This is a genomic window from Bacteroidota bacterium (assembly GCA_037133915.1).
Classification (GTDB): domain Bacteria; phylum Bacteroidota; class Bacteroidia; order Bacteroidales; family CAIWKO01; genus JBAXND01.
This window is the reverse complement of record JBAXND010000012.1, coordinates 21,301-45,214: the sequence shown is the minus strand read 5'-3', so window position 1 is coordinate 45,214 and position 23,914 is coordinate 21,301. Positions and strand designations below refer to the sequence as shown.

Annotated in this window: 12 protein-coding genes; 3 read left to right on the top strand and 9 right to left on the bottom strand. The window is 43.4% G+C overall.

Annotated features, from left to right (window positions below; translation table 11 throughout):
• Window positions 1-2 precede the first annotated feature (2 nt).
• The 6 genes from WCM76_05950 to WCM76_05925 form a co-directional block, all read right to left on the bottom strand.
• Complete coding sequence (locus tag WCM76_05950) at window positions 3-1,952, bottom strand: NADH-quinone oxidoreductase subunit NuoF (GenBank protein MEI6765165.1); 1,950 nt, start codon at window positions 1,950-1,952, stop codon at window positions 3-5.
• Window positions 1,949-2,431, bottom strand: a complete 483-nt coding sequence (gene nuoE / locus WCM76_05945) for an NADH-quinone oxidoreductase subunit NuoE (protein MEI6765164.1) — start codon at window positions 2,429-2,431, stop codon at window positions 1,949-1,951. The genes WCM76_05950 and nuoE overlap by 4 nt, the downstream gene beginning before the upstream one ends.
• 15 nt (window positions 2,432-2,446) lie before the next feature.
• A complete protein-coding gene (locus tag WCM76_05940; protein ID MEI6765163.1) occupies window positions 2,447-3,373 on the bottom strand; it encodes a response regulator in 927 nt (308 codons plus the stop codon).
• Between the two features lie 157 nt (window positions 3,374-3,530).
• Window positions 3,531-4,178: a response regulator transcription factor gene (locus tag WCM76_05935; GenBank protein ID MEI6765162.1), complete on the bottom strand. Its 648-nt coding sequence runs from the start codon at window positions 4,176-4,178 to the stop codon at window positions 3,531-3,533.
• A 127-nt stretch (window positions 4,179-4,305) separates the two neighbouring features.
• Window positions 4,306-5,307 carry a PDDEXK nuclease domain-containing protein gene (locus WCM76_05930; protein MEI6765161.1) on the bottom strand — a complete coding sequence of 334 codons (1,002 nt, stop codon included), beginning with the start codon at window positions 5,305-5,307 and terminating at the stop codon, window positions 4,306-4,308.
• Between the two features lie 137 nt (window positions 5,308-5,444).
• The gene (locus tag WCM76_05925; GenBank protein ID MEI6765160.1) at window positions 5,445-6,743 is read right to left on the bottom strand and encodes a PAS domain S-box protein; all 1,299 of its coding nucleotides are present in this window, start codon (window positions 6,741-6,743) and stop codon (window positions 5,445-5,447) included.
• A gap of 163 nt (window positions 6,744-6,906) precedes the next feature.
• Here WCM76_05925 and hypE point away from each other — a divergent pair, with 163 nt between their 5' ends.
• The 3 genes from hypE to hypB all read left to right on the top strand — a co-directional run bounded on the left by hypE (window position 6,907) and on the right by hypB (window position 9,336).
• Window positions 6,907-7,923 (top strand): hydrogenase expression/formation protein HypE, encoded by a 1,017-nt coding sequence (gene hypE / locus WCM76_05920; GenBank protein ID MEI6765159.1) that lies wholly within the window; start codon window positions 6,907-6,909, stop codon window positions 7,921-7,923.
• A 60-nt stretch (window positions 7,924-7,983) separates the two neighbouring features.
• Entirely contained in the window at window positions 7,984-8,334 is a 351-nt protein-coding gene (hypA, locus tag WCM76_05915; GenBank protein ID MEI6765158.1) for a hydrogenase maturation nickel metallochaperone HypA, read from the top strand.
• Between the two features lie 75 nt (window positions 8,335-8,409).
• Window positions 8,410-9,336, top strand: a complete 927-nt coding sequence (gene hypB / locus WCM76_05910) for a hydrogenase nickel incorporation protein HypB (GenBank protein ID MEI6765157.1) — start codon at window positions 8,410-8,412, stop codon at window positions 9,334-9,336.
• A gap of 5 nt (window positions 9,337-9,341) precedes the next feature.
• Here the strand turns inward: hypB and WCM76_05905 are convergent, their stop codons facing one another.
• The 3 genes from WCM76_05905 to WCM76_05895 form a co-directional block, all read right to left on the bottom strand.
• Window positions 9,342-10,055, bottom strand: a complete 714-nt coding sequence (locus WCM76_05905; protein ID MEI6765156.1) for a hypothetical protein — start codon at window positions 10,053-10,055, stop codon at window positions 9,342-9,344.
• A gap of 46 nt (window positions 10,056-10,101) precedes the next feature.
• The gene (gene nikR / locus WCM76_05900) at window positions 10,102-10,500 is read right to left on the bottom strand and encodes a nickel-responsive transcriptional regulator NikR (GenBank protein ID MEI6765155.1); all 399 of its coding nucleotides are present in this window, start codon (window positions 10,498-10,500) and stop codon (window positions 10,102-10,104) included.
• 111 nt (window positions 10,501-10,611) lie between these two features.
• Window positions 10,612-23,784: a right-handed parallel beta-helix repeat-containing protein gene (locus WCM76_05895; protein ID MEI6765154.1), complete on the bottom strand. Its 13,173-nt coding sequence runs from the start codon at window positions 23,782-23,784 to the stop codon at window positions 10,612-10,614.
• Window positions 23,785-23,914: the final 130 nt, after the last annotated feature.

Below are 23,914 nucleotides of genomic sequence, written 5' to 3'. Positions count from 1 at the left end.
GATCATAGTAAATGAATAGCTTCGAATTTGCAAGTGTCGGCGCAGGCGCCGCATCCGATGCATTTATCCTGAATTATGTAGTGCGGGTTTTTCTTTGCACCTATAATGGATGAAGTCGGGCATTTTTTTACGCATGCCATACAGCCCGTACATTTTTCAGGATCAATCATGTATTTGCGCAATTCAGTACAAACTTTGGGTGTACAGGTGCGTTCGTAGATGTGTGATTCGTATTCGTCGCGAAACCACTTAATGGTGCTGAGTACCGGATTGGGCGCGCTTTGTCCGAGACCGCACAGGGAAGTTTCTTTAATTACCCGTCCCAGGTTCTCAAGCTGAATTACACCCTGAAAGCGTTCAAGTGCTTCGCGGTTATCGTCGGTTGAGGGTTTGTGTGTGATTTTCTCAAGGATCTCAAGCATGCGTTTTGTGCCTTCTCTGCATGGGATGCATTTTCCGCAACTTTCGCGCTGAATAAAATCCATGAAGAATTTTGCGATATCAACCATGCAGGTATCTTCGTCCATCACTACCAAACCACCGGATCCCATCATGGCGCCTGCCTGTATCAGTGATTCGTAATCAATAAGAATGTCGAGGTTGGCTTCGGTAATGCAACCGCCCGAAGGACCGCCAATCTGAACTGCTTTGAATTTTTTTCCGTTTTTTACACCACCGGCAATATCAAACAAAATTTTGCGGATAGGGGTTCCCATAGGAATTTCTACAAGTCCCGTTTTTGCTATCTTTCCTGAAAGAGCGAATACTTTTGTACCACGGCTTTTGCCTGTTCCGGTTGAGCTGAACCACTCTGCGCCATTGGTTATGATAGCCGGTACATTGGCAAATGTTTCAACATTGTTAATAACGGTTGGTTTGCGGAAAAGTCCGTTGGACACGGGGTAGGGCGGTCTTGGTCGGGGCATGCCGCGCTTACCTTCAATACTATGAATAAGCGCTGTTTCTTCGCCGCAAACAAAAGCACCGGCGCCTTTTTTAATTTTAATATCAAATTCAAATCCGGTTCCCAGAATATTTTTTCCGAGAATGCCATAAGCACGTGCATCGTTAAGCGCTTTTACAAGACGCTCGATTGCAAGCGGATATTCGGCGCGGATATACACATAGCCGTGCGAAGCACCCATAGCGTATGCGCCTATAATCATGCCTTCTATAACACGGTGAGGGTCACCTTCAATAACGGCCCTATCCATGAATGCACCGGGGTCGCCTTCGTCGGCATTGCAGATTATATACTTCGGTGTCAGTTTTTCAAAAAGTGCCATCGTCCATTTTTTTCCTGTCGGAAAACCGCCGCCACCGCGGCCACGCAGACCACTTTTTTCAATGATTGAGCATACTTCGGCAGGTGTATTTCCTTTGATGGTTGCAGCGAGTTTTGAATAACCGCCACTGGCAATGTACTCTTCGATGCTTTTGGGGTCAATGATACCGCAGTTTTTCAGTACGATGCGTTTCTGAGGAGCGAAGAATGGATGCTCATCAATGAAACGGATATTGTTCCATGGTTTATCGTTTTCCGTACGAAACTGACCAATAAGGCTTTCTTCCGGAAGTGTCACATTTAAAACACCGTCAAGAAGTTGCTCAACTTTATCGAAGGTAATGTTCTCAAAAGAGATACGGTTCATTCCGGGAAGCTTTAAATCAACAACCGGTTCCGAAGTGCAAAGACCGATACAGCCTGTTTCAACAATCTCGGCATTCACATTCTTACGTGTGAGATATTCTTTTATTGCTGTAAGCGTTTCGCCTGCACCTGCACCTAATCCACAGGTTCCTGTTCCGATGAAGATTAAAATACCTTCGTTTTTCTCGCGTCTTAAAGTGGCGAGTTGTTTGTTTACTTCAGGAAGGTCTTCGTTTGAAGCTTTCCCGTTAATGAACTGTGTAATCAGTCCGTTTGTTGTGATGTTTGTGGGAGCGCTCATGATTCTTTCTCCTTATTTCTGAAGTTTTCAATGATTTTCACTATTGATTCCGAGGTTACTTTGGCGAAAAACTGGCCGTTGACGGTAATAACGGGGGCAAGTCCGCAAGCACCGATACATGCAACCACTTCGAGGCTGAACAGCCTGTCGCGGGTGGTTTGTCCTGCTTTCACTTTAAGCGATTTTTCAAGTTCTTTCTGAACGGTAGATGAGCCCAGAACATGACACGCTGTTCCGCGGCATACCTGAATATGATATTTGCCTTTGGGTTCGAACCTGAATTGATTGTAAAAAGTTGCAACGCTGTATATCTTGCTAACGGGGAGGTTCAGATATGAACTTACATTGACCACTGCTTCTTCCGAAACGTAGCCGATCTCTTCCTGGATATCCTGCAGCATTGGGATCAGGTTTTCGCGACCCGAAGTGGGATAGCTTCCCAGTATCTTATTGATCTTGCTTTGCATGGCTTTATCTATTGTGGTGTTTGTAAATTAAAGTTTGATCAGACGTTGTACTTCGGGCATAATCTTGTTGGCTTCAACCGGCTTTTTAATAAATCCATCAACGGGGAACCAAACACTTTCGCCACTGTCGTTTAAGTAGTCGATGCCGGCTCTGTTGCTGACAATATCTTTTACGAGTAACACATGCAGATCTTTGAATCCGGGATTTTTTCTGAATTCGCGGGCCATTGCCTGCACGTCGGGTTTGCTTGTAATGAGAATGTCGATAGAGGTAAGCATTACAACAGGGATGTCGCGAATGGTAGGATCTTCAAATTTTTCTTTGGCGAGCTCAAAACCTTCATAATGTGTGGTCATCATCACATCAAGGATAGCCAAATCAGGTTTTTCTTCGCGCATAAGTTTGATGCCTTCAACTTTATTGTTGGCGGTTACCACTTTGTAGCCATTTTTTGTAAGTATGGCCTGTAATACGGTGATGATATCGATATCATCGTCAACGAGCAAAATCTTTGAGGTTTTCATAATGGTGAATTTTGAAGGATTATTAAATTGATTAATATGTATTGGAAAAAAGAGTTGACCTGATGCCACTGCAGTAATAGCACGTTCAAGTTCTTTCCGTGTTGTATTTTTAGGTAAAAAGCAATTGACTCCTGAATTGATGATTGATGCGAGGTAATTCAAATCGCTGAAAATGGTAATGGCAATAACTTTGATGCACGGATAATTTTTAGTAATCTCACGGCAAATTGAAACGCCATCGGTTGCTGGCATTTCGGTATCAATCAGGATAAGATCCGGTGTTGTAATTGTGAGTAATTCGAGGAGTTCGGGACCGCTGGAAACTTCACCAATCACTTCCACATTGCTCAACCTTGACATTGCCATTTTCAGCCCTTCGCGGTAGATGGTATGGTCGTCAGCAATTATCGTTTTTATCAGGTCAGCCATTGAAGTAATTGTCTGACACAAAAGTACCATCGCTTAATGCCTTCGTACAAGGTATTTAAGTAGGGAAAATGAATGGAGGTTAAGGAAGCTAATTGTACTTTGACCGGATACTATTAAGCAAATGGAATTGCGTAAAAGTATTGGTTTTGATTTGTGTTTAAAATGTAAGAAGCTTATTTTTAATTATATAAGCTAAAAGGTGAACGGTGCTTTTTGTATTGGTTTTAGATAGCAGGTTAGATTTATGACCTACCACAGTTCGCTCACTGATAAACAATTTATCCGCAATTTCTTTATTGCTCATACCATCCATCGAAAGCCTGATAATTTCTATTTCGCGAGGTGTAAGCTTCAATTCCTGAGCTTCATTTTTTTCAGTATGAACCACCTTACTCGTAAAATACTTAAAAAGTTCTTGCGAGTAATAGTTATTACCGGCCATAACTGATTGAATAGCTTTGTCAAGACCTTCTTTATTTATATTCTTTATCAGAAAACCCTTAACGCCTGCATCAATCATGCTTTCCACATATTCTTCATCGTTGAACATGGTTAAGGCAATGATTTTAAGGTCGGGATGTTTTTCGAGTGCAAGACGGGTGGCGTCCATGCCGTTCATTACAGGCATTTCAATATCCATAAAAACGATGTCCGGCATATCGAGCTCAAGCAATCCAAGCAGTTCCTTACCATTGGAGGCTTCCGCAATGACTTTACAGTGCTTAAGCCTGTTAATCAACAGTTTTAAGCCACTTCTGAAAATCTCGTGGTCGTCAACAATAATAATTTTTAATTTATCATCCATGGTAAGGCGAAATCCAATACAGTGCAAAATTAGCAATATTTAGCGAACAGCAGCCCGGGCTGATAAATAGTTCTTTGACAAAATTGCACGATGGCTGATTTAATATTTATACAAGCTTCAGCCGGCCTTATTTTCCTAAAACGCCTTTCAGTCTTCTTTTAAGTATTTTTTTATCAGGAAGGTATAACTCGTATTTGGTGACCATAATTTTATTATTCATTCCCCCCATGGTGTATTCTACCAATATTTCATCTTTGTCTTTAGCCAGAATAATACCAATTGGTTGATTGTCGCCTTCTACATTTTCTTCTTTGATGAAATAGTTCAGATACAGGTTCATTTGTCCGACATCTGAATGTACTACCTGGCTGGTTTTCAGGTCAATCAAAACAAAGCATTTGAGTATGCGATGATAGAACACCAGGTCTACATAGTAATGCTTGTTTCGTATTGAAATTTTATACTGTCGCCCAATAAATGCAAAACCTTTTCCAAGTTCCATCAAAAACAGCTGCAGGTTATCTATAATCTTTTGCTCAAGGAATTTCTCCGTAACTTTTGAGCTTTGCGGAATTTTAAGAAAGTCGAGAACGTAGGGATCTTTTACGATTTCATGCGGGTGCATGATGATATTTCCTTTCTGTGCAAGCTTTTTCACTTCTTTTTTATTTCGGCTCAGGGCAAGCCTTTCATAAAGTGAGGAGTTGATCTGGCGTTCAAGTTCTCTGTAACCCCAGTTTTCTGATTGAGCTTGTTTTAGATAAAAATTGCGGGCATTATCATCTGAAACACCTATCAGAGTAATGATGTGGCTCCAACTCAATTTGGCAGGCACTGCCTGCCAAATTGGAAATGCAAGATAAAACCTGCGCATGTCAAGCACGTTACGCCTTCCAAATCCCTTGCCATGCTTAGTAGTTAGGTCTGTTGAAAGTCTTGCCAGCAGCTCTGAGCCATATTCAGCGCGCTCTTTACCTAATTGTTCGAACTCAATGATATGTCTGCCAATATTCCAGTTGGCTGCGACTAATCCTGTGTTAATTGCATAATATGCGCTGGTCTGCGCACGTTCGATGGTTTGTCCTATACTCTTTAAAAGAGCGTTGTACTTGCTTTTGGAAGGTTTCATTTGTTTTCTGTTTTTTCATTTTGTTATTATAACTATTCTGTTAATTTTTTTTAAAGACCTAATTTTATTGGTATTTCCTGTGTTTTTGAATTTGGCAGGCACTGCCTGCCAAATTCAATTTACAACAATAATTCAAATTATTTCAGATACACCTCAAGCCTGAATTTGAAGCCCGGCAACGTATTTCCAAAGGTATAAGCGCCATTGATTGTTTTTGATCTGCTGATAATATTTTTTATGCCCATGCCTTCACGCGAGTTTAAGAGTAATTCATTTACGATACAGCCAACGCCGTCGTCCGAATAATTCAAAACAAGTTTTTTCCCGTTCACCTCAATAGAAGCTGCAGCATTAACGGCTCCGGCATGTTTGAGGGTATTATTGATGAGCTCTTCGGTGATTCTATAAAGAACCATTTCTAAATTAATATCAAGTTTTGAAGTGAAACCGGTATGCGAAAATGTAAAATGTATCTTCCCCGCGAGGTTAATTTTTTTTGCAAACGATTCAATGGCTTTGATAAGTCCATGATCCGTGATTACTGTTGGCATCAGGTTGTCAGAAATTGTACGAATGTTGGAAACAGCATCGTCAAGCAGCTCATTGGTGTATTTGATGAGATTTGACTTTTCGTCAGGTTCAATATCTTCGCTGTAAATTTCATTCAGATATATTTTTACCGTTGAAAGCAAGGGCCCCAAACCATCGTGCAATTCTTTTGCGAAACGCTTGCGTTCTCTTTCTTCAGCTTCAATTACCGCACTCAGAACTTTCCTTTCGAATTCTTTTCTTTCGGTAATATCACGGGCAATAGTAAAGATTATTTTTTGCGCCTTGTATCTTATAATTCGACTGCTCATTTCCAGCGAAAGAATTTTTTTTTCTTTAGTAAGATGTTCTGATTCGTAGATATGTGTTCCGTTCTGGATAATCATTTCAATGTTTTCACGAACCTGATTTACGTATCGTGGGGTTTTAATATCTGCAAAATTCATCTTCAGTAATTCTTCGCGCTTATATCCCAGCCTGTTGCACACTTCTTTATTCACTTCTAAAAAGTTCCCGTCAAGATCTGCTAAAAACAGCTCATCACTGCTGTTATTGAATAACGTCCTGAATCGAATCTCCGATTCATAACGTTCATTATCTGCGGCCCGAATTGATTTCAGAATACGGTTCAGGTAAATGAGGCTGGCAATGATAAGCACTGAAATAGTAATATCTATAAGGGACGTATACCACTCTGTTGCGCTCAGGTCTGGGTTTTTCAACATAATGAATAATTCAATCAAACGGCGAAAAGCCATTACAGAAAACCCTATAGAAATCAGTATCCACGTCATCCGGCTTTGTGCCGTCCGTATCAGGCGGATAGCCAGAATAATCGGAATAGTCTGAAGCAAAATAGCAACAACAAGAAAAAAATATGTAAGCATACCTTGGGTGTTTGAAGGAATACAAAATAAGCTAAAAAAATGGAAGTCATTGTAATAAAAATCAAGGAAACTATCGCTGCTTTCGCTAAGTGTGCTAATTTTGCAGGATGTGGGAAAATAATATTTACCATTTTCTACAGCCTAAATTGAATAAACATTAGAAATGCAGAAAAAAGTTGTACTCCTCAATCACGGCAGTGGTGGCAAAATGATGCACGAATTAGTCTCGGGACTTTTTGTGAAGTATTTTGATAACGATATATTGCGTCAGCAAACTGATGCGGCATTGCTGGATGTGGAAAGCAAACACCTCGCTTTTACAACCGATTCATATGTTGTGGACCCGATTTTCTTTCCCGGCGGAAACATCGGAAAACTGGCCATATGCGGTACAGTCAATGATATTGCTGTCTCAGGCGCCACTCCGCTTTACCTTTCCTGTGGATTTATTATTGAAGAAGGATTGCCTTTCGATGACCTCGAAGCAATCGTTAAGACAATGGCTGAGGAAGCTCAAAAAGCCGGTGTGTTGATTGTTACAGGAGATACAAAAGTTGTTGACAAAGGCAAGTGCGATAAAGTGTTTATTAACACTGCCGGTATAGGACGTCTCGACGAAAAAAATGTAAATATCAGTCACGGGACAGGAATTATTCCCGGCGACATAATCATTGTTAATGGCCCTGTTGGTGATCACGGAACGGCTATATTGTGTGCACGCAATAGTATTGAATACAGTAATGAGGTGGTATCTGACTGTGCTCCGTTAAATCAAATGATTGCTAAGACGCTCCTTAATAGCAATGGTGTTAAATTTATGCGTGATGCGACCCGCGGCGGCGTTGCTACTGTTGTTTGTGAGCTTGCCGAAAAACTGGATGTGGGAATTAATCTCTCGGAAGATGCAATTCCTGTCAGGGAAAGTGTTAGAGGACTTTGTGAGGTTTTTGGGTTTGATCCTCTGTATATGGCAAATGAAGGCCGCGTAATTATGGTTGTTGCACCTGATGATGCGTCTGATATTCTCGATATCCTTCGTGCAGACGAATATGGACGGGAAGCCGCCATTATTGGCGAAATTACTGATACAAACAAGGGCATGGTAGTAATGAAAACATCTGTGGGCGGAAGCCGCATTATTGATATGCTGGCAGGAGAGCAACTCCCCCGGATTTGCTAATATTTCTCTGCTCTGTTTAAATAATACATTATTGTTCATTGTTAATTATTAACAGCCTTTATGCACGAACTGTCAGTAGCTCAAAATATCATCGAAATTGTTGAAGAATCTGCAAAGCAGCAAGGCGCGGCATGCGTAACCGTCGTTGAGATAGAGGTCGGCGCCATATCCGGTGTGATTCCCGATAATCTTGAATTTGCCTGGGAAATTGCAGTAAAAGATACATTACTTGATAAATCAACCCTTAAAATTGACTTTATTGCTGCTCAGGCGCACTGCCTCAAATGCGGAACCGAATTTGTTATGGATGATATTTATGGTATTTGCCCTGTTTGTAACAGCACTCAGTATGATATTATTCATGGAAAAGAACTCCGCGTAAAATCAATCCATATAGAACAGAATCCGTAACTTTGCATGATTCCATTTAAATCAATCGACCTTTAATTTATAATCTAAAATTCACAATTTATAATTTTAAAATAAATGTGCGATACCTGCGGCTGCGGCCATGACGATATAACAATCCGGAAACCCGGCGAAGACACCGAGCATCATCACGACCATGAGCATACGCATGGCCATGAACACAGTTACCATCATAACCATGACCATGTTCATGACGATAGCCAGCATGAGCACGAGCATCATCATCACTACAATCACGAGCATTCTCACGAAGGTCATGAGCACTCACACAATCATGACAACGAACATTCAGAGCATGATCATGATCACAATCATCCGCATGAGCATGCGCATTCGCGGGAAATAGTTCTGGAGCAGAGTATCATGCAGAAAAATGATAAGCTGGCAGAACGTAATCGTGGTTATTTTGAAGCGAAAAATATTTTCACACTCAATCTTGTAAGCTCTCCAGGCTCTGGAAAGACAAGCCTTTTAGAACGAACCATCAACGAACTTAAGAATGAAATTTCTTTTTCGGTAATCGAAGGCGATCAACAAACCATGAATGACGCCGAACGTATTCATGCTACCGGCGCTCCGGTTGTCCAAATCAACACCGGAAATGGCTGCCATCTCGATGCCGATATGGTAAATAAAGCGGTTAAAAAACTTGATATTTCCGAAAAGTCAGTTCTTATAATAGAAAATGTCGGTAACCTCGTGTGCCCGTCGCTGTTCGATCTTGGCGAAGCTAAAAGAGTTGTTATTATCAGCGTTACAGAAGGTGAGGACAAGCCGTTGAAATACCCGAACATGTTCATGTCGTCGGGGCTTTGTATCATCAATAAAACAGATTTGCTACCCTACGTGGATTTCAGTATTGAAAAAGCAAAAGAATACGCGCTGAGAGTAAACCACCATCTTGAATTTATTGAACTATCTGTAAAATCAGGTGAAGGAATGGATACATGGTACGAATGGTTACGTGCCAACCATAAGGGATGATGCTGTTAAAGACCAAGAAATAACATTCCAAGCCCACATAAAAATATGGTGCCGCCCGCCAGTGCGTGGCTGTACTTTTCCATTTTCTTCATCGGCAGAAATTTTAATCCGTATGAAGTTGCCAGTACAAGGCTGATCATCGTGCCAATGGTTACCGCACCAAATGCCAGTGTAATCAGTGTAAGTGTGGAGTAATCATGCTTGGCCGCAGGAAACATTACAAGCGGTATCAAAGGTTCACACGGTCCAAAAATAAAAATTGTAAATAATATCCAGGGTGTGAGATTCTTTTTCCCTGCTGTTTCATGCACATGCAGATGCTCTTGATGATGCGCATGTTCATGAACATGGGTGCTGCCGTCACCATGAAAATGTAAATGTTTGTGCGGCCTGTTGCGCACAGCTCTTCGTATTCCCCATATCAGGTAAGCCAACCCAAATCCAGTAAATAGATATGAAATTACGCTTCCGCGGACTCCTTCCCACAGCTCAAGCTTGCCAACCGCTATTCCAAGCGCGATGCCGATAAATCCTAATATTACTGAACTTCCAACGTGCCCGATGCCGCATAATGCCGTGAACCATGCAGTTTTTGATAAGCTCCATTTTTTTGCTTTAGCGATTACAATGAACGGCAGATAGTGGTCAGGCCCGATAAGGGTATGAATAAATGCAATGGAAATAGTTGTAGTTAAAAGTAGTATTGCTTCCTGCGTCATTTAGTATTACTTTTTTTAAAAATAGTATTACGCCTTTATTTTTTAATTAACCGATGTCTGTCATTACAAGCTTTCCGTGCTGTATTCCCTTAGTTGAAATAATCATGTCGGCAAGGTTTAGTAAGTGCAATGCTTTTCCCTTAACGGCTATCGTCTCAAGGCAGAGGTCATGAGCAATATGTACATGCTGTGTTGACAGAATTAGTTGATGATAATCGTGCTGAACGCTCATCAAGCGGCTGTTTAACTCACGTTTATGATGATCGTAAACGATAACAATTGCACCTGCCACGATTTTATTTTTGTCCCATTTTTCGCTGACCGAAGAGTTTTTTATAAGAAATCGTATTGCCTGAGAACGGTTTGGAAACTGGTGTTTGGCCACCAGTTCATCAAGTTCAAACATCAGGTCTTCGTCCAGAGAAACACTGAATCTTATTTGCATCGTAACACTTTTTTATAAAATAGTGTTACAAAAATATAATGTTTTTTCTGAATTCCCAAATAAAAAAGCCGTATCATTTCTGGTACGGCTTTTTTAATGAATAGATGAACTTTAGTTTTTGACCACTTTGGTATAGATATTTTTATCCTTAGTGCTGAGAATGATGTAGTAAACGCCTGAAGGAAGCTGTTCCATATTCACAGTTCTGGAGTATGCTGTACCTGTGTAGTTATCGTCAATTACGTTAACCAGCTCGCCCAAAACATTCATCAACCTTACTGAGAACGTTTGTTCCTGAGCAAAGTCAGCTGTCAGGGTAAGCATGGTATGCACCGGGTTTGGATATACGTTCATTCCCGAAGCATCGGTAGTTACTTCATCCACACCGCTGGCATTGTATGAGAACGGCGCCGAAGTAGCCGAGCAGCCGAAGCTGTTGTAAACGGTTACGTTGTAGAATCCGGAGCCCGATGGTGCGATAGCCTGCAGCACAGCTCCCGGAATCTCGCTACCGTTGAGCTGCCACTGGTAAGCGTATGCAGAAGTAGATATCAGATTGTTTCCTGAAACGGAAATCACCGGAATAGCCGGAACGGGATACAGCCCTATTGCGTGTGTTGCCGCAGCACTGTTTCCGCAGGAGTTGGACGCCACCACCGAGATGGTTCCACCAACAGCACCCATATCGACGGTAACCATGGTGGTACCCTGTCCTGACACAATCACGCAGCCTGCCGGGAATGACCAGAAGTAGGAGCTTGCACCCGACACATTGTTCGTGTAGAATACCTGTCCTGTGGTGTTGGGGCAAATGCTGTCGGGTCCGTAAACAGCCGTGGGCTGTGCCGGGGCCTGTCCAACGGTTACCGGAATACAAGCAGCCGAACTGGAAGAGCATGCGTTGGATGCCACCACACAAATGGTGCCCGGGTTTGTACCGGCATTTACCATAATGCTTGCAGAGCCCTGTCCTGAAGTAATGGTCCATCCGTTGGGGACGGTCCAAGAGTAAGCCGTAGCATTAGCAACCGGCGATATTGAATATGCAAGTCCGGTATTGCCACCGCAAATATTACTGTTTCCGGAGATAGAAAGAGGCGTACCCACCACGGCTTTCACCACCACGTTGCGGCATGACGCGGTACTCACCGAACAGCCGTTACCGGCCGTTACGCAAATGCTGCCGCTGATTGTTCCGCTTGTAACGTTAATAGTAGTAGTACCTGCACCGGCAGTAATGGCCCATCCCGAAGGCAGTGTCCAGTTGTAAGTGCTTGCACCGCTCACCGGAGCAATAGAGTAGGTGAGTCCTGAGTTTCCACCGCAAACGCTGTCGTTTCCGGTAATTGTACCCGGAGCAGCAAGAGAATTGGAAACAGTGACCGAAGTACATGAAGCGGTAGAAGTGAGTCCGCAGGAGTTGAGTGCGGTCACACAAATACTTCCGCTGGCACTACCGGCAATCACACTCACGGTAGTAGTACCCTGCCCGGAAGTAATAATCCATCCGGTTGGGAATGTCCAGTTGTATGATGAAGCCCCCGTAACCGGGAGGATGCTGTAGTTAAGACCTGTCTGTCCCGGGCACACTCCCGGATTACCGCTGATGGTACCCGGTGCAGAAACCGAAGAGTTAGACGAAACGCTCAGACATGAAGGCGCCGAAGTGTTATTACAGGTGTTTGTCGCGGTCACGCAAACGCTACCGCTACCTGAACCGGCCGTAACATTGATATTGTCGGTACCCTGACCTGAGTTGATAATCCAGCCTGTGGGCAGTGTCCATGTATATAATGTAGCACCTGCCACCGGAGTGATAGCATATATCAAACCTGACTGACTGGGGCAAACACTGGCCACACCCGATATGAGGCCCGGGGATTGCATGCTTGTATTAATCGATACGGTAAGACAGGTAGGCTGTGATGTGAGGTTGCAAGAGTTGGTTGCGTTTACACAGATGCTTCCGTTAGAGTTGCCTGCAGTCACATTGATGTTGTCGGTCCCCTGTCCTGAGTTAATCACCCATCCCGAGGGTACGTTCCATGAATAGGAAACGGCACCCGGCACCGGAGTGACCGAATAGGATATACCAGCCTGTCCCTGACAAACGGCAGCCAAACCAGTAATAGCTGCAGGCGCCTGCATTGATGTGGCAATAGATACCGGCAAGCAGGACGAAGATGATGTCACCCCGCATGAGTTTGTAGCCGTAACGCAAAGGTTGCCATTACCGCTACCCGACGCCACCGAAATGGTGCTTGTCCCCTGACCTGATGAAATGGTCCATCCCGTTGGTACAGTCCATGTATATGAGACCGCACCTGCCACCGGCTGAATGCTGTAAACCAGCCCTGCCAGATTCGGGCAAACCGAAGCAATACCAGTAATGGTTCCCGGAGTAGGAATGGTGCTGTTAATGGACACCGCCTGACATGAAGCTACCGAAGTGATACCGCATGCATTTGTTGCAGTAACGCACAGGCTGCCGCCCGATACACCTGAAGTTGCCGTAATACTGGCAGTTCCCTGACCGGAAAGAATAATCCATCCGTTGGGCAGAGTCCATGTGTATGATGCCGCCCCGCTGACCGGAACCACCGAGTAGGTAAGTCCTGTCTGGTTAGAGCAAACCGTAGAAACGCCGGTGATGGTGCCCGGAGACTGCATCCCTGAGTTTATAGAAATAGCCAGGCAAGTAGCCACCGAAGTGATGCCGCAGGCATTGGTTGCCGTAACACAAAGATTTCCGCCTGAAGTACCTGAAGTGAGCACAATATTATCGGTACCCTGTCCACCTGTTATTATATATCCTGAAGGCGTTGACCATGTATATGAAACAGCACCCGGCACGGGCGTAACGGAGTAATAGAGTCCCTGAGTGTTCTGGCACACGAAATTATTACCAATGATGCTCGAAGGAGCCGGGAAAGTAGAACTGATATTTACATTAATGCACGTTGCAGAGGAGGTTATGTTACAGGCGTTGGTAGCCGTAACACAGATAGCTCCGTTAGTACTTCCTGAAGTCACCGTAATCGAGTTGGTGCCCTGTCCTGCCGCAATGGTCCAGCCCGTTGGTACGGTCCAAGTGTAAGAAGAAGCGCCCGGAACTGCGGTTACAGAATAAGTAAGCAACGGCTGGTTGGGGCAAACGCCCGTAAGACCTGTGATAGCTCCCGGAGCCTGCATAGTAGTCGTAATAGAAACGGGCAGACATGAGTTGGATGAGCTGCTGCCGCAAACGTTAACTGCCGACACGCAAATGCTGCCACCGACAGAACCGGAAGTAACGGTAATAGTATTTGAGCCTTGTCCGGAAGTAATAGTCCATCCGGTAGGCGTGCTCCAGGTGTATGACACCGCTCCGTTCACCGGTTGTACCGAATACACCTCACCAGCCAGACCGGAGCAAACGCTGGCATTACCGGAAATAGTTCCGGGTATAGCCACGGTGCTGTTAATGCTTATAGAGAAGCACGATGAGACTGAAGTAGTGCCGCATGAGTTAGTCGCGGTAACGCAGATAGAACCACCGGCCGTACCTGAAGTAACATTAATAGCCGTTGTACCTTGTCCGGAGTTTATGGTCCATCCCGTGGGAACTACCCATGCATACGAAACCGCGCCACTAACCGGAGTGATGGAGTAGCTGAGTCCTGCCATACTTGGACAAACACTTGCTGAGCCAATGATGCCACCGGGTGCCTGCATATTTGTATTGATGCTAACCACCATACATGTTGCAGTAGATATTATACCACAAGCGTTGCTGGCGGTAACGCAAATATTTCCGCCTGTTGTACCTGACGTAACAGTAATATCTGTTGTGCCTTGTCCTGAAGTGATAATCCATCCGGTTGGTACAGTCCAGTTATAGGATGCTGCGCCGGGGACGGTTGCTGCTGTATAAGTAATGCCCTGCTGGCTCAGACAAACGATACTGTTACCTGTAATACTTGCCGGTGCAGGGAAGGTAGTTGTAATATTGACATTCAGACATGAAGATGTAGAGGTCAGATTGCAGGAATTCGTCGCGGTAACGCAGATGGTACCATTCGATGTTCCGGAAGTAACAACAATGTTGTTTGTTCCTTGTCCACCTGTTATTGTCCAACCTGTGGGTACTGTCCATGTATAAGAAACGGCACCCTGAATCGTATTCACTGAATAGGTGAGACCTGATTGACTTGGGCATACGCCGCTTAAACCGGCGATAGTTCCCGGAGGAGGCATACTTGAAATGATAGAAACATTCGCACAGGATGCGCCTGATGTTACACCACAGTTATTAACCGCGGTAACGCAAATATTGCCTCCAAGTGTTCCGGATGTTACTATGATTGCATTAGTGCCCTGTCCTGATGTTATACTCCATCCTGTCGGAACGCTCCAGGTATAGGAAATAGCTCCTGACACGGGGCTTATACTATATGCGATACCCGCAAGATTCGAGCAAACTGAAGCACTGCCTGAAATAGACCCCGGTGTTGCCACACCATTATTTACAGTGATACCGGTGCATGACTGAAGCGACTGCACTCCGCATGAACTGTTAGCGATTACGCAGATATTTCCACTGGCAAGGCTCGCATTTACTTTAATTGACACAGTTCCCTGTCCTTGAGTTATAGTCCAGCCAATCGGCACGCTCCAGGTATAAGATACAGCGTCGGGCTGTGATGTAATTGTGTAAACGAGACCCGTATCGGATGAGCAAACGATGGATGAACCGGAAATAGATGACGGAGTTCCAACGTTATTAGAAACGGTAATAGCCATGCAGGAAGGTGATGATGTACCGCATCCGCTTGTAACCGTAACGCAGATATTGCCCGAATTAGCTCCTGACGTAACTGTAAGTGATGTAGTATTCTGCCCTGATGTAATTGACCAACCTGAAGGAACAGTCCAGTTGTAGGCCGTTGCACCTGAAACTGATGAAATGGAATAGACGAGACCTGCCTGATTTCCGCAAACAACTGCAGTTCCTGATACAGCACCCGGGCTGATAGAGCCGGTGTTATTAACTGAAAGACATGATGTGGAACCGGTTCCGCAACTGTTTGTTGCAAAAACGCAGATACTTCCCGAATTTGAACCTGTAGAAACCAGTATTGAGCTGCTTCCCTGACCTGAAGTTATTGTCCATCCCGATGGAACAGTCCATGTATAACTGCTGGCACCCGGAATTGGTGTAATAGCGTAGGAAATACCTGTCAGCCCTGAACATACTGTGGTATTACCACTAATGGTTCCGGGATTTAAAGAACTGCCTGAAAATTCATCGGCACCGATGTCGGGTGTTGACGGATCTCTTGGCTGACCATCAATATCTGCAGTTACAGCGGTTAAATGAACGGCTGCACCATTGAGGAGATTATTACAGGTATGAAGATCGGTTGAGCTCAGGTAGGCCGGAGCAACACTGATAGAATGTGCATCCTGTCCACTGGCGCTTTGCCAGTATGCCAGGTTGATGCGGTTACCGTTCCAGTATCCTGCAAAATATCCGTTTGATGAGTAGATATTATTGTAATCGGATTCTGAAATTGAAGTAGGCTCATTGATGTAAATTGGATAACCGTAAGTCGTAACAAAAGAGTTATTCTTCAAACGCAGGTTAGTGCCGTTCGCCTGTTGATAGAAGGCGTAAGAATTCTGTGAACCCATTATCATATTTGTACTGTTGTACAAATAATCCTGATAATTATTATTATAGCACATAATAGTCGTATTCGGCGAACTACCTCCATAAGGCATCATCAGGAAATTGTTGGCAATTACACCTCTAAGAGTGGCCGTGCCATTGCAGTAATATTGACTGAGGCAGGCTGCATTTGCGATGATTTTATTATTAATAATCTTAATATTATTATCGCAATATTGCATGTAAATACCATGGGTGTAGGAACCACCGGTTACATTAATAGAGTTACCATTAATCTCAACAGATGGACAATAATTTATTTCAACTCCGTAGGCGTATCCGTTGGAAACGGAAATCGAGTTATTCAGGATACGTGAAGAGTACATATTGTTTTCGAAAATTCCTCTGTAATAATGTCCGCTCATACTGTTGTTACTCACGGTCCAACCAAGCAATGGGTAACTCCCCGAAACGTAGAGTGCATAACTTCCGTAGCGCATCTTATTTTTATCGATGGTGAAGTTATTGGATGCGGTGATGCCGGGGGCATAAACAAGCGCTTCATTGGGGCTCGTAGAATTTCCTGTATATCCCTCAATGATACAGCTGCGTAAGGCATCGTTGGATGAGTTATTGCCAAGATAAACAACATATCCGCTGCTTGCTGTATTCCTGAGCGTTAGTTTTTTAAACGTAACATAGTTACATCCCTGGAAATAGAGGGGTGGTCCACTATAAGCAAGAACTACGCTTGTGCTGTCGCCGTTGGCTGCCTGGAACGTTACTGTGTAAGTAGATGATGTTCCATTGATGGTGTTAACTGTAACGCTTTCGTAATAGGTGCCGGGTCGTACATCAAATACTACCGGTCCGCAAACACCACTGCTTGTCAGCGCACTTGATGCAAGACTGAATGTTGCGAAGTCAGGATTGGTGCCGCCAATAGTGTATGTTCCTGACATTGCCAGATATTTGTTAAGCACTTTTGAGGAGTCATTAAATGCATATGCGTCTGTACCTGAGTTCGGATTTGATGTCCAGGCATAAACGGAATACAGGGTGGCAATGCTGAAGTTGTAAAATCCAATAGAGAAGGGTCCGTATGTTTGTCCCTGTGCCAGATTACCCGTCCAGTTGAAGGGCGTCTGTGCAACACCATTCACTTTCCAGTTGAGTGTTGCGCTTGTAAGATTCACAGAGCCATAATTTTTAAGAGTAACATAAACGCTATCACTGGTAATACAGAAACTTGCTACATCATCAATAGCCTGAATACCGGCGTCAATCGGTGGTGCTGTCCATTCAATAGCACCAACATCAGGATGACTTCCATTACGAGCAGTATTGAAATAGTCTGTTGTTAATCCTGCAATAGGATTTCCGGTATTATCAAGAAGCGGTTCCTGTAGATGCAGGTTCGTATCAGCTACGTAACGGGGGTCTATCTTGCTTGAAGAGGAATCTCGTTGTGTAACATTGTGCCATGTGGCAAGAGTGTTGTACTGAGTGCCATTCCATGCTGCCATATATCCGTTGGGGCAATTGAAATCATTGTAGTTGGAATAGGCGAGTGTGGTTCCGCTTTCAATATAGTAGGCGGTTCCGTAAGCTGCAGAGAAAATATTGTCTTTTATTCTCAGATTTCCGCCGCCGCCTGCCTGGTAAAAAGCTTTGGTAGAACCCGAAGTCCTGTTAGGAATATTTACAGAGTTGTAGTAAACATCCTGATAGTTATTGGATGATAAAATGATACCGTATGCATCGCCGGGATAGGTGCCGGGCAGACTTACCAGATTATTGGCAAAAAGACCTCTGGCAGTTGATGTTCCAGTACATCCTTCGGAATAAATCCCATAATAACCGGAGAACATTTTAATCTTGTTGCGAGTTACCTTTATATCATTCGGGCAGTAATACACATAAATACCCCTGAAACTATAAAGACCGGTGTAGTTGTTAATAATGGTATTTTCCGTGATTTCAATGCGATCGCAACTGTTTGCGTAGATTGCATAAAATGTGTTATTCGATGAATTGTTCTCGAGATAATTATTTTTGATTACAGCATTTGTACAGCTTGACATATCGATATGATAATAATCGCTGTACAATGAGCCGCTGGTCTGAATATAATTGTTCTTAATCTGAGGAGCAGTAGCACCGGTTATATAAATCCCCCTGTAGTAAGGATTTGTAAACCTATTGTTGCTGATTTCAAGACCCGGTACCGTGCTTCCTCCAAAATAAATAGAGAAGCTGCCGTATTTGAATACATTATTTTTTATAGTAATGAAACTGGTAGTACTCGGAATGCTCTGCATATAAATGCCGCTGTAGGAAGATGAGGAACTGTTATTATTAGGTGCCTCAATGATGCAATTGGTTACAGAAACGTTGGTGCTGCCATTGTATACATATAAAGCAGTATTTCCGGTGCTTTTCAATGTCATCTTCTGGAAATATATGTACAAAGGAGCCGTTGCGTAAAGCGTAAAGGCATTGTTCCCGTTAAGTATTACCTGAGTGCTGTCGGCTGAGAGTGAACGGAAGGTAATAGTGTTGGTTGATGAAACACCTGTAACATTTCCCAGATAAGGGGATTCGTTGTAAGTACCGTTCCATACATCAAATACAACCGGGCCGCAAACGCCATAGGTCATAAGTGCTGATACCGCCAGATTGAAGCTTGCGAAATCGGGATTTGGTCCGCCAATAATATAATTACCCGAAAGGGAAACATATTGGTTGGTCATTTGTGCCTGATCATTGAACAATGCCGGGTCAGGCTGACCGTTAGGATTACTGGTGGATGCAACAATGGTATATTGTGTTCCGATAAGGAATGGGTAGTAACCCACACTGAATGCTGCGGATGTTGTATTGGGTGCAACCGATCCTGTCCAGCTGAAAGGGGTTTGTGCAACGCTGTTCACGGTCCAGTTTACAGTTACATTTGTCAGTGTGGTGGCTCCATAATTTTTTATAACCACATACACGCTGTCGGCGCCATGACACAGAGTCAGGCTCTGGCTTATACTGTAAATACCTGCATCGTTCGGGGGAATGTTCCATTCGTCTGCACCAATGTCGGGGGTGGTTAAACTTCTGGTCTGACCGTCAATATCAACTGTTATCTGCGGAAGCGGTCTTCCTACATTATTCAATAATGGCTGCTGAACGTGAAGGTTGGCATCGGAGATATAATAAGGATTAACACCCAGTGAATTGGTATCTCTTGCGCTGGCGTTTTTCCAGTCAGTAATGCTGGTACGACCGCCATACCAGTAACCGCAGTTTCCATAATCTGAGAACAGGTCATTGTAGTTACTTCCGGCAATAGCCGATGGGTTGTCAATGTAAAGAGCATAACCGTATTTGGAAACAAAAATATTATCTATGAAGCGCAAGTCAGTACCGCTGGTCTGGTAGAATGCTTTATTATTACCATCTGATCTCAGTACATTAATATTGTTGTTGAAATAATCGTGGTAGCGGCTGTCATAATCATAAATGCCGGTTCCCTGCCCGATGTTGTTTCCGCGTAAGCTGATGAAGTTATTTGCAATCAATCCACGCTGACTTGTATTTCCATAACAGTAATAGAACTGCATGCCGTATTGACCGTAATAACTCATGTCAATGGTATTGCCTGTGATTGCAATGTTATTTGAGCAATTATCAAGATAAAAACCGATAAAATAATAGTAGCTGTACGTACTGTTTACAACATTATTTTTAATCTGTATACCGGGAAGCCAGTTGGCATAAATGGCATACATATAGGGGTCATTAAAGGTGTTATTCTTTATTACAACACCGGATGCGCCCGGGCTTGAATTCCCTATATAATAAATACCGTAAGAACCATACCGGAAAATATTGTCGCTGATAGTGTTGTTTGTGTTGTTCACATTATTTGAAGCGATAACAGACCCATCCCACGAAGTGTAGCCACTGTTCACACCTAATAATATACAGTTGGTAATACTGTTATTGGAGGCACCGGCGTCAAACTGAATAACGCGGGAGTAAGTGTACGTATTCTGGATGGTCATTTTTTTGAAGGTAACATACTTGCAACCGTTCATCCATAAAGTATAACTTGCACTGCTGCCGTATGTAAGTGTAACAGCAGTACTGTCATTAGCCTCCGATTTAAATGTGATCGTATTTGTAGATGAGGCACCTTGAATTGATTGAAGATTCACCCACTCGTTGTAACTTCCGGCTCTGACATCAAAAGTAACAGGACCGCAAACACCGCGCTGATTAAGGTCGGCAACAGCAAGGTTGAATGTTGCATAATCCGGAGTTGTTCCACCGATAGTATAAAGTCCATTCATGGAAACGTATTTGTTCAGTATCTGAGCAGAGTCATTCCATATAAACGGGTCAGTAACACCATTAGGATTAGCAGAGGCCGCTTTAATAGTATAAGGGACTCCCTGAACGAATGAATAGGTGCCGATAGCGAAAGAACTTGTTGTTGCACCGGAAGCAAGGCTGCCTGTCCATGAATACGACACCTGTGCAACCGCGTTCACCGACCATACAATAGTGGCGGATGTCAAAGTGCTTGTTCCATAATTTTTCAGTTTCACATAAACATTGCTGTTGCCAGGGCAAAATGTTAATCCGGCATCAATCGTTGTAAGTCCGGCATCGCTTGCAGGTGTTGTGAATTCGTCAGCGCCGATGTCGGGAGTTGAGACGCTTCTCGTCTGTCCGTCGATATCGGTGGTAATACCTGAAAACACTTTGCCTTTATTGTCAAGCAATGTCTGCTGAACATGTAAATTAGTATCTGTTGTGAAAGCAGGATTGAGATTGAATGAGTTTGAATCTTTCACACTGGCACTTTGCCAGTCAGATAAAGCAGTGCGGTTACCATTCCAGTAACCCACGATTCCGTTCGGGCAGTAATAATCATTGTAATCCATGGCCGATATGGCGTATGTCTCGCTGATGTAACTGGCGTATCCCGAAATGGCTTTAAAAATATTATTGTAAAGGCGAACATCGGAACCACCTGCATTCTGAAAGAATGCTCTGCTGCTCGATGAAGTAGCCCTTTTAATGTTTACATTATTAAACACAATGTCCTGCCAGGTTGAACCGTAAGAGTTGATGCCGTATCCCTCGCTGAAGTAGGTTCCGGTCATACTTACGAAATTGTTTGCGGTTAGCCCGTGCAGTGCGCTCGTCCCGTAGCAATAGTTTAATTGTATGGCGTAATAGCCGTAGTAGGGCATGGTTATTACGTTTTTATCAATCCTCATATTTTCAATACAGTAACTCATGTTAATGGCCATGTAATCGCTTTGTGAGTTAGTGGTTGAAGTGAAGAAATTGCCCGTAACAACCGGTGCTTTCAGACTTGAGAGTCCAATACCACGGTAGTACTGGCTTTCAAAACGGTTGTTCTGAATCAGCAATCCCGTATTGTTCGAGCCACTCCAGTAAATTCCATAACTGCCGTTCTTGAATACATTCCGGCTGAAAGTCAGATTTGTCGAACTTCCAGGAATGTTAATCAGCGCAGCCTGTGTGCTCGTTGTATACGGATAGCCGTCGAGAATGCAATTACTGATACTGATATTTGTTGAATTACTATTGATATAAACTGCCGAATACGATGAAGTATTTTTAATCGTAATCTTTTTAAAATTGATATAATTACCGCCGTTCAGATATACAAATCCGGGATAATCGCCTCCGGCAAGAATTACCTGAGTGCTGTCTCCGGATTCTGACTGGAAGGTCACCGTATTTACCGCCGATGTTCCATTAATATTAGAAATGTAAACCTGCGAATTGTAGGTGCCGTTGCGAAGATTGAACGTAACCGGGCCGCAGATGCCATATGTATAGATAGCATTCAAAGCGTCGTTAATCGTTGAATAATTCGGGGTTGTGCCACCTACTGTGTAGATGCCCGACATGCCGGCATTTACATTCAGTACTTTCATGGTGTCGTTCGGATTGAACGGGTCAACACCACCGTTGGGCAGTGTGGGCCATGCAATAACGGTGTATGATGTGCCGGCAGTAAAATTGTAATATCCTATATTCACAGAACCGGTTGAAGTATTCGGTGTCAGGTTGCCTGTCCAGCTAAACTGTGCTTGTGCAACTCCGTTAACGGTCCAGTCAATTTTGCAATTGGTCAGATTCGTTCCGCCGAAGTTCTTAAGTGTAACAAAAACGCTGTCTAATCCATCACACGGAGGGTAGATACTTGTAATACCGGCGTCGTTTGCAGCGGGTGTCCATTCGTCGGCGCCCAAATCAGGCTGAGTAGCATTCCTGTTTTGTCCATCAATATCATCAGATACACCTGCACACGGAGTACCTGTATTATTCAATAATGATTGTGTTACGTGAAGATCTGTTGCGGAAATAAAATACGGATTGATACTGACAGTGTTCGTATCCATATTTGAAGTGCTCTTCCATTGGCTTAATGAATAATAGTAGCCACCATTCCAATAGCAGTAGTAAGAACCGCTTGTTACAAAATCATTGTAATTTGATTTGGTGAGAACATTGTATTGCTCAAAAAACATCATGAATCCGCCGTTCACACTAAAGATATTATCACGAACTTCAAAGTAAGATGAGCCTGAATTGCCTTTTTGGTATATACAGGCTGATGAGCTTGAACTCCGGCTTATGTTTATACTATTAAAATAAATGTTCTGGTAATTCGAATTCTCGAAGCCGATGGCATGGCCAAGTCCGCTCGAAGTGCCTTGCACACTGATGAAGTTATTTGCAACCAATCCTCTTACGCTCGAAGTCCCGTTGCAGGCGTTCATGTAAATTCCATAATCACCGTTTGAGTAATTGATGTCGTTACGCACCACCTGAGTGTTCTGGTCACAATTGTATAATGAAATTCCAATAAAATTAGCGTAGGCTGAATTAGTGCGCACTTTGTTTGCTCTGATAATGCCCGAAGTCAGATACGATACTGATATTGCACGGTAATACTGGTCTGTAAGAATATTTTTCTCCAGAATAATTCCCGTTGTTGAAGAACCGTTGTAATAAATTCCATAACTGCCATTGTTTATTTTGCAGTTAAGGATAGTGTTGCTGATGTTCGTATTTGCAGAAGAATTCACAACTGCCATGCGTGCAGCTGTTGTTGCTGTTGTATTTCCGTTCAATACGCAGTTTTTGATGAGATTATTGGTGGAGGCATTCTCCATCAAAACGGCTGTTGCATAGGTGTTTCCGATAGCATTCACCGATATTTTTGAAAATATCAAATGGTCGCAGCCATTCAACCGCAGTGTGTAATTTGCAGCACTCGTCGGATGATAGGTCAGAATAACAGCCGTACTGTCGCCCGTTTGCGACTGAAAAGTGACGGTATTCGTTGCCGAAACACCACTAACCGCTCCAATGGATATCTGCTCATTGTACGTGCCGTTTCTTACCTGGAAAACAACAGGCCCGCTTACACCGTTTGTCACAAGTGCATTCACGGCCGTAGTGAAAGTCGCATAATTCGGTGTTGAACCACCAATGGTGTAAGTCCCGCTCAGAGCCTGTCCGAACGAATTGCTCATGCCGGCAATTAAAATGATAGCAAAAGCTAAGGCTTTGTGTAATCTCACTTTTTTCATGTTTGTTATGTTATTATTGTTTTTTTATTTTGTCAGGAAGGAAGAATGAACAATAAATTTCATTCAGGTATCAAAATTAGACATTAATAATGTCTGATAATTCTTATTGCAACATTAAAATCACTGTTAA

Bases quoted from the DNA above. Each gene is read 5' to 3' on its own strand.
- WCM76_05895 (MEI6765154.1), bottom strand. From the start codon at position 23,784: ATGAAAAAAGTGAGATTACACAAAGCCTTAGCTTTTGCTATCATTTTA.
- hypA (MEI6765158.1), top strand. From the start codon at position 7,984: ATGCACGAACTGTCAGTAGCTCAAAATATCATCGAAATTGTTGAAGAA.
- WCM76_05930 (MEI6765161.1), bottom strand. From the start codon at position 5,307: ATGAAACCTTCCAAAAGCAAGTACAACGCTCTTTTAAAGAGTATAGGA.
- hypE (MEI6765159.1), top strand. From the start codon at position 6,907: ATGCAGAAAAAAGTTGTACTCCTCAATCACGGCAGTGGTGGCAAAATG.
- hypB (MEI6765157.1), top strand. From the start codon at position 8,410: ATGTGCGATACCTGCGGCTGCGGCCATGACGATATAACAATCCGGAAA.
- WCM76_05905 (MEI6765156.1), bottom strand. From the start codon at position 10,055: ATGACGCAGGAAGCAATACTACTTTTAACTACAACTATTTCCATTGCA.
- WCM76_05950 (MEI6765165.1), bottom strand. From the start codon at position 1,952: ATGAGCGCTCCCACAAACATCACAACAAACGGACTGATTACACAGTTC.
- WCM76_05925 (MEI6765160.1), bottom strand. From the start codon at position 6,743: ATGCTTACATATTTTTTTCTTGTTGTTGCTATTTTGCTTCAGACTATT.
- nikR (MEI6765155.1), bottom strand. From the start codon at position 10,500: ATGCAAATAAGATTCAGTGTTTCTCTGGACGAAGACCTGATGTTTGAA.
- WCM76_05935 (MEI6765162.1), bottom strand. From the start codon at position 4,178: ATGGATGATAAATTAAAAATTATTATTGTTGACGACCACGAGATTTTC.
- WCM76_05940 (MEI6765163.1), bottom strand. From the start codon at position 3,373: ATGGCTGACCTGATAAAAACGATAATTGCTGACGACCATACCATCTAC.